The sequence below is a fragment of the Micromonospora sp. NPDC003776 genome (genome assembly GCF_053605645.1).
In genome coordinates, this window is record NZ_JBSGJR010000341.1 from 1 (window position 1) to 7,528 (window position 7,528).

The 7,528-nt window shown below is 73.8% G+C and carries 7 protein-coding genes and 1 pseudogene; 2 read left to right on the forward strand and 6 right to left on the reverse strand.

Going from position 1 to position 7,528, the window contains the following annotated elements; translation table 11 throughout:
- Together ACWEVO_RS24010 and ACWEVO_RS24015 are read right to left on the reverse strand one after the other, a co-directional pair.
- Positions 1–245 (reverse strand): annotated as a pseudogene (locus tag ACWEVO_RS24010) (SAM-dependent methyltransferase); the annotation flags it as partial.
- A 106-nt stretch (positions 246–351) separates the two neighbouring features.
- Positions 352–771, reverse strand: a complete 420-nt coding sequence (locus ACWEVO_RS24015) for a hypothetical protein (protein ID WP_452309768.1) — start codon at positions 769–771, stop codon at positions 352–354.
- A gap of 143 nt (positions 772–914) precedes the next feature.
- Here ACWEVO_RS24015 and ACWEVO_RS24020 point away from each other — a divergent pair, with 143 nt between their 5' ends.
- On the forward strand, positions 915–1,676 hold the full coding sequence (locus ACWEVO_RS24020) for a neutral zinc metallopeptidase (RefSeq protein WP_452309769.1): 762 nt from the start codon (positions 915–917) through the stop codon (positions 1,674–1,676).
- Positions 1,677–1,789: 113 nt separating this feature from the next.
- Positions 1,790–2,437, forward strand: coding sequence for an HAD family hydrolase (locus ACWEVO_RS24025; protein WP_452309770.1), 648 nt, complete (start codon positions 1,790–1,792; stop codon positions 2,435–2,437).
- Between the two features lie 39 nt (positions 2,438–2,476).
- On the opposite strand, the gene ACWEVO_RS24030 is transcribed toward ACWEVO_RS24025, so the two are convergent.
- The 4 genes from ACWEVO_RS24030 to ACWEVO_RS24045 form a co-directional block, all read right to left on the reverse strand.
- Positions 2,477–5,026, reverse strand: a complete 2,550-nt coding sequence (locus ACWEVO_RS24030; protein ID WP_452309771.1) for an ABC transporter permease — start codon at positions 5,024–5,026, stop codon at positions 2,477–2,479.
- Entirely contained in the window at positions 5,026–5,793 is a 768-nt protein-coding gene (locus ACWEVO_RS24035) for an ABC transporter ATP-binding protein (protein WP_452309772.1), read from the reverse strand. The genes ACWEVO_RS24030 and ACWEVO_RS24035 overlap by 1 nt, the downstream gene beginning before the upstream one ends.
- Positions 5,794–6,058: 265 nt before the next feature.
- A complete protein-coding gene (locus ACWEVO_RS24040; protein WP_452309773.1) occupies positions 6,059–6,742 on the reverse strand; it encodes a response regulator in 684 nt (227 codons plus the stop codon).
- 20 nt (positions 6,743–6,762) lie between these two features.
- Positions 6,763–7,528: sensor histidine kinase (locus tag ACWEVO_RS24045; protein ID WP_452309774.1), on the reverse strand; the 766-nt coding region annotated here is incomplete at its 5' end.

The window sequence follows — 7,528 nt, forward strand, 5'->3', positions numbered from 1 at the left end:
GCCGCGTCCAGCATGCTGGGCTCGGCGTCGACCGCCAGCACCGCGGCGCCCCGCGCCAGCGCCGCCGCCGCGACCGTGCCCGGCCCGGTGCCGACGTCGATCACCCGCCGTCCGGCCCGCACCGCGGCGGCATCCAGCAGCGCCTCCGCCGGGTACGCGCAGAGCCGGCCGAAACTGCGCTGGTACGCCTCGGCTCGCCCCGCCCACCGGGACCGCTCGTGCGCGTCGTAGTCCGCATCGATCATGGCGGGCAGCGTAGGCCATGTCCTGCCGGTCATGATCGGGGCTGCGGCGGCTCCCGCCGAGGACCGGCGGTGAGCTGGCCCCTGAGCCGGCCGTTGCCGCCCCGGGTCAGCGCACCGCCGCCCCGCCGGCGGCCAGGGCGTCGCGCCAGGTGCGGGTGTGCCACGCGGCGGCGCCGTTGAAGACCTGGTCGAGGACGCCGGGCCCGGCGCCGGTCACCGGGGCCGGCCGGTGGGCCCAGAAGTCGGCGAACGCGCGCCGCTGCTCCGGGCTCGGGTCCGGCGAGATGTCCGAGCCGCGCCCGACCAGGGCGTACCGCCGGCCGCCGACGGTGAGCAGCAGGGTGCCGAGCCGGGACAGCCGGCCGCTCACCTGTCCGGCCGGGACGGCGAACAGCTCCCCGCCGGCGCGGTCCCGGGCCCGCAGCCAGCCCTGGTCGAGGGTCATCAGCACCGGCACGCAGCGCCGGCCGTTCCAGATGCTCCGTCGCCAGTAGACGATGCTCGAGTGGGCCACCGGGTGCGTCACGCGGGGCACTGTACCGGCACCGGTCCACCCCGGCCGGACGGGGTGAACCGCCCCCGCCGGCCGTACGTGATCAGTGGCGGGCATCATCCGCAGCCGGGCGGGGTACTGCGCACCAGACAGGGACTGGAGCCGGGGAGGCAGCCGTGGGGGAGCAGGCGGGAGGTCGGCGGCCGGGACCGCTCGCCGGGTTGCTGGTGGCCGTGGTGGTGGCCGCCGGGTGCATGGGCGGCGGGCTCGACCCGGGCGATCCGCAGGGTGAGCCGCAACAGCCCGGCCAGGAGCAGACCGGGCAGCCGGCCGCCCCGGGCACGCGGACCACCCGGGCCGACGGCACGACCAGCGTCGCCGAGTTCAAGTCCGACTTCAACGACGCGGTCGGCATCGCCGAGCAGTACTGGACCGCGCAGTTCCGGGCCTCCGGCGAGCGGTTCCAGCCGATCCGGCGGGTGGTGCCGTACACCAGGGCGGGGGAGGTGTCCTGCGGCGGGCAGCCGTTGCCGCGTAACAACGCCGTCTACTGCTCCGCCGGGGACTTCATCGCCTACGACGTGAACTGGTCGGTGTCGGCGTTCCGGCAGATCGGTGACGCGTTCCTGTTCTACCTGCTCGGTCACGAGTACGCCCACGGCGTGCAGGTGCGCCTCGGCATCCGCTACAACTACACCATCCAGCAGGAGTTGCAGGCCGACTGCATGGCCGGGGCGTACATCGGCGACAACGTGCGCGACAAGGTGCTCACCCTGGACAAGGGCGACCTGGACGAGTTCCGCGAGGGGCTGCTCGCGGTGGGGGACGACCCGAACCAGCCGTGGTTCGCCGAGGGCGCGCACGGCACCGCCGAGCAGCGCACCGACTCGTTCTTCCGGGGCTACGAGAAGTCCCTGGACGCCTGCGGTCTCGGCTGATGCCGCAGGTCACCCTCCGCGGGGACGGCCGGCCGGGCCTCAGGCGCGGCTGAGAGGATCGGCGGGTACGCCCACCCGAGGAGGCCCCGCTGAGCAGCAGACATCCCGCCGCCGTGCTCTTCGACATGGACGGCACCCTGGTCGACAGCGAGAAGCTGTGGGACGTCGCCCTGCAGGAGTTGTCCGCCGTCTACGGCGGGACGCTCTCCGACCCCGCCCGCAAGGCGATGATCGGCACCAGCATGGCCGCGTCCATGCGGATCCTGCACGACGACCTCGGCCAGCCGGAGCGGGACCCGCGGGCCAGCGCCGACTGGATCAACGCGCGGATCCTGGAGCTGTTCCGCACCGGGCTGCGCTGGCGGCCGGGGGCGTTGGCGCTGCTGCGGGCGGTCCGCGCCGCGGGCATCCCCACCGCCCTGGTGACCTCCAGCGGCCGGCCGCTGGTCGAGGTCGCCCTGGACACCCTCGGCCGGGACAGCTTCGACGCGGTGGTCTGCGGCGACGAGGTGGACGCCGCCAAGCCGCACCCGGAGCCGTACCTGACCGCCGCCCGGCTGCTCGGCGTGCCGATCGCGCGCTGCGTGGCCATCGAGGACTCGCCGACCGGGGTGGCCAGTGCCCTGGCCGCCGGGGCCGCCGTGCTGGCCGTACCGGCCGAGGTGCCGCTGCCGCCGACCGACGGCGTACATCAGCTGGAGAGCCTGACCGGCGCGGACCTGGAGCTGCTCGCCGCCCTGCTGGGCGAGCCCCCGGCGTGAACGGAGGGGCCCCTTGTCGACAAGGGGCCCCTCCTCACCTCAGTCGTGGGCGATGGCGCCGAGCACGTTGATCCGGGCGGCGCGGATCGCGGGCAGCACCGCGGCGATCACCCCGATGATCGCGGCCAGCACCAGGAAGGTGCCCATCTGGCCCCAGGGCAGGACCAGGTCCGTGATGCCCTCGTCCTTGAGCGCCCGCACCACGGCCGCGCCCAGGCCCGTCCCGACCACCACGCCGAGCAGCGCGCCGAAGATCGAGATCACCACCGCCTCGACGGTGATCATGCGCATGGTCTGCGCCCGGCGCAGCCCGATCGCCCGCAGCAGGCCCAGCTCGCGGGTCCGCTCCAGCACCGACAGGGCCAGCGTGTTGATGATGCCCAGCACCGCGATCACGATCGCCAGCGCCAGCAGGATCTGGATCATCCGCAGCGGGGTGTCCAGCTGGCTGGTCTGCTGCTTGATGAACGCCGCCCGGTCCGCCACCGACACCTCCGGGCTGTCCGCGAGCAGCCGCTCCACCTGCGGCTGCACGTCGGCCACCCGGGTGCCCGGGCTCAGCTGCACGAAGCCCTGGATCGGCTGGGGGATGGCGAAGTCCGCGGTCGCCTGCGGGGGCAGCATCATCGGGTTGGTCAGCTGCGAACTCTCGTAGATGCCGCTGACCGTGTACGGGCGGGCGTCGCCCCGGGACAGCTGGACCCGCACCGTCGACCCGACCGACAGCTTGCGGGACTTCGCGGTGTCCGAGCTGACCAGCACCTGGTCCGGGCCGAGCCGGCCGATGTCCCCGGCGGTGGCCTTCGCCCCGAAGATCCGCTCCAGCGCGGCGACGTTGCTGGACGCGGCCACCCAGGTACGGGTGCCGTCGACCATGGCCATGTCGCCGTACTCGCCATCGACCAGCTGCACACCGGGAATCGCGGCGGTCTTGTCCAGCACCGCCGGGTCGAAGCTCGGCGGCCGGGGGCCGGACGAGGCGCCGGAGATCACCAGCTCCGCCTTGATGGTGTCCTCGGCCAGCGCGCTGATGCTGCCCTTGGCCGAGTCCAGGATCACCGTCACGCCGGTGACCAGGGCGATGCCGACCATCAGCGCGGCGGCGGTGATCGCCGTACGCCGGGGGTTGCGGCCGGAGTTCAGCCGGCCCAGCTTCCCGGGCACCGACCAGGCGAAGAGCGCGCCCAGCAGGGCCACCACCGGCCGGCTGATCAGCGGGGTCAGCAGCGCCACCCCGATGAACGCGAACAGCACGCCGCCGAGGATGGTGGCCAGGGTGTTGCCCCGGGCGTGGCCGCCCAGCCCGAGGAAGAGCAGGGCCGCCCCGATCGCGGTGACCACGGCCCCGCCGATGGTCACCTTGGTCAGTGGCCGGTCCGGCGTGGCGACGTCCTGCATGGCGGCGATCGGCGGGATGCGGGCCGCGCGGAGCGCGGGTAGCAGCGCTGCCACCACGGTGATCACCAGGCCGACGGCGAAGGCGCCGATCACCGCCGCGGCCGGCACGCCGAGCCCGGCGAGGGTGAGCCCGCCGGCCAGCTTCCCGAACAGGTACGCCAGCAGCGCGCCGACCCCGATGCCGGCGGCCAGCCCCAGCACCGAGGCGATCAGACCGACCGCCACGGCCTCCAGGACCACCGATCCGATGATCTGCCGGCCGCTCGCCCCGATCGCCCGCATCAGCGCCAGCTCGCGGGTGCGCTGGGCCACGATGATCGAGAAGGTGTTCAGGATCAGGAAGGTGCCCACCAGCAGCGCCACCGCGGCGAAGCCGAGCAGGATCTTGTTGAAGAAGGACAGCCCCTCCTTCAGGCTGGCCGACGCGTCGGCCGCGACCTGCTTGCCGGTCTTGACCTCGTAGTCCGCGCCCACGGCGCGGGCCACCTGGTCGCGCAGCGCCTCCGGCGTGGTGCCGTCGGCGGCGCGGGCCGTCACGTTGGAGAAGACGTCGGGCTTGCCGAGCATCAGCCGCTGGGCCACCGGGGTGGTGAAGGCGACCTCGTTGACCCCGCCGATCGAGTCCCGGCCACCGCTGTAGCCGAAGACGCCGACCAGGGTGAACTCCTTCTTCGGCGCCAGGGTCAGCACGCCGACCCGGTCACCGACCTTGACCTTCGCCGCGTCGGCGAGGGCCACGTTCACCACGATCTCGTCGTCGGCCCGCGGCCCGCGTCCCTCGCGCAGCTTCACCAGGTCGCTCTCGCCCAGCCAGTTCTCGCCCAGCTGCGGGGGACCGAAGGAGGTCACCACCTTGCCGTTGCTGCCGATCAGCCGGGCGCCGTCGGCGTTGACCACACCCTTCACGTCGGCCACGCCGGGCACCGTCCGCACCCGGTCCACGACCGACGCGGCCACCGGCGCGGCGACCTGCTCGCCCTCCTGCTCGCTGAGCGCCACCTTCGGCTTCGCCGCGACGTTGACGTCGACGTCAGCGAGTCCGTCGGCGAAGACCGCGTCGAACGACCGGCCGAGGGTGTCGGTGAGGACGAACGCACCGGAGACGAACATGACACCCAGCACCACGGCCAGGCCGGACAGCAGCAGGCGCACCTTGCGCGCCAGCAGGCTCTTCAGAGTGGCCCGCAGCATCAGTTGCCCACCTCGGCCGGGGTGTCCAGCTTCTTCATGGTGTCCAGCACGGTGTCGGCGGTCGGCTCGATCAGTTCGGAGACGATCTGCCCGTCGGCGAGGAAGACCACCCGGTCGGCGTACGCGGCGGCGGTCGGGTCGTGGGTCACCATCACGATCGTCTGACCGTGCTCGCGCACCGAGTTGCGCAGGAAGTTGAGCACCTCGGCGCCGGATCGCGAGTCGAGGTTGCCGGTCGGCTCGTCCGCGAAGATCACCTCGGGGCGGGAGACCAGCGCCCGCGCGCACGCCACCCGCTGCTGCTGGCCGCCGGAGAGCTGCGCCGGCCGGTGCCCCAGCCGGTCCCGCAGGCCGACGGTGTCGATCACCGTGTCGTACCAGGCCGGGTCCGGCTTGCGACCCGCGATCGACAGCGGCAGCAGGATGTTCTCCTGGGCGGTGAGGGTGGGCAGCAGGTTGAACTGCTGGAAGATGAAACCCACCTTGTCCCGCCGCAGCTTCGTCAGGCCGGCGTCGCCCAGCCCGGTCACCGTCGTGTCGCCGATCATGACGGTGCCCCGGGTGACCGAATCCAGCCCGGCCAGGCAGTGCATCAGCGTCGACTTGCCCGAGCCGGACGGGCCCATGATCGCGGTGAACCGGCCCCGCTCGAACTCGCAGGTCACCCCCCGCAGGGCGCTGACCTGCGCCTCCCCGCTGCCGTACACCTTCCACACGTCGCTCGCCCGGGCGGCGGCCTGCGCCTGCCGTCCCACCGTCGCGGTCACGTCATACACCTCTTCCGGTCTGCCTGCCATATCCGCACCGCCCCCGCTGGCCGGTGCGGCCCTACCCATCCTCGCCGCCGGCGACCGGGGATCCGTCCGTCCCCGGGCGGAGTCCGCGCCGGAAATCCGTCGGGGGTCGCCCCCGAGGTCGACTCAGGGTCACCCCTGAACCAGCGGCGCCGACGGTAGAACCTCACGCCGCGTCATGGTCAACCCCACCACCCGCCCGATGGTCACGGTAGGTGACGGTCGCCACCCCGCACGCTCACGCCCCGGGGCGGACCAGGCCGGTCTCGTACGCCAGCACCACCGCCTGCACCCGGTCGCGCAGCCCGAGCTTGGTCAGCACGTGCCCGACGTGGGTCTTGATGGTGGTCTCGCTGACCGACAGCGCGCGGGCGATCTCGGCGTTGGACAGCCCCCGCGCCACCTGCACCAGCACCTCGCGCTCCCGCTCGGTAAGCGCGTTCAGCGCCTTCGGCGGGGTGGCCGCCGGGTCCGGCAGCACGTCCGCGAACCGGTCCAGCAGCCGGCGCAGGATCCGCGGCGCCACCACCGCCTCCCCGGCCGCCACGGTCCGGATCGCGGTGACCAGGTCCTCGGCCGGTACGTCCTTGGCCAGGAAGCCGCTCGCCCCGGCCCGCAGCGCGCCGACCACGTACTCGTCGAGGTCGAAGGTGGTGAGGATGAGCACCCGCACCGGCAGCCGGGCGTCCACGATCGCCCGGGTCGCCGCCACCCCGTCCATCCGCGGCATCCGGATGTCCATCAGCACCACGTCCGGCAGCAGCCGGCGGGACAGCTCCACCGCCTCCAGGCCGTCCCCGGCCTCCGCCACGATGTCCAGGTCGTCCTCGATGCCCAGCACCATCCGGAAGCCGGTACGCAGCAGCGGCTGGTCGTCGGCGAGCAGGACCCGGACCGGCCGTGGCGGCGTGCTGTCGGTCATCCGTCTTCCCCCGTCGGCGCTCATGCCGGGACCGCCCCGGCGGACTCGAGCGGAATCCGCGCGTACACCCGGAAGCCGCCGCCGGTCCGCGGACCGGTCCGCAGCACCCCACCGTAGAGGGCGACCCGCTCCCGCATCCCGACCAGGCCGTGCCCGATCCGGTCGGCCGCCGGCCCCGGACCCCGGCCGGTGTCGGTCACCTCGACGGCCAGGAACCCGTCGGTCCAGGTGAGCCGGACCAGCGCGGTGGCCCGGCCGGCGTGCTTGAGCGCGTTGGTCAGCGCCTCCTGGATGACCCGGTAGACGGCCAACGCCACCCCCTCGGCCAGCGGCGCCGGGATCCCGTCCACCCGCAACGTCACCGGCAGCCCGGCCTCCCGCACCTGCTCCACCAGGGTCTCGATGCCGGTCAAGCCCGGCTGCGGGGCCAGGTCGGGGTCCGGCTCGGCGTCGGTGCGCAGCACGTCCAGCAGCCGGCGCAGCTCGCGCAGCGTGGCCCGGCCGGTCTCCTCGACGGTGGCCATCGCCTCGTCGGCGGCGTCCGGGTCCCGGCGCAGCACCCGCCGCGCGCCGGTGGCCAGCACCCCCATCACGCTCACCTGGTGGGCCACCACGTCGTGCAGTTCCCGGGCGATGCGCCGCCGCTCGTCGGCGACGGCCTGGTCGGCGAGGGACCGCTGGGTCGCCTCGGAGCCCGCGCAGCCCGTCGCGCACCTCACGGCCTCCGGGGTTCGTACGGCCCGCGGCCGTTGCCCGGCGCCGGCCGGGTGTCGTACGGCGAGCGCT

Bases quoted from the DNA above. Each gene is read 5' to 3' on its own strand.
- ACWEVO_RS24030 (WP_452309771.1), bottom strand. From the start codon at position 5,026: ATGCTGCGGGCCACTCTGAAGAGCCTGCTGGCGCGCAAGGTGCGCCTG.
- ACWEVO_RS24040 (WP_452309773.1), bottom strand. From the start codon at position 6,742: ATGACCGACAGCACGCCGCCACGGCCGGTCCGGGTCCTGCTCGCCGAC.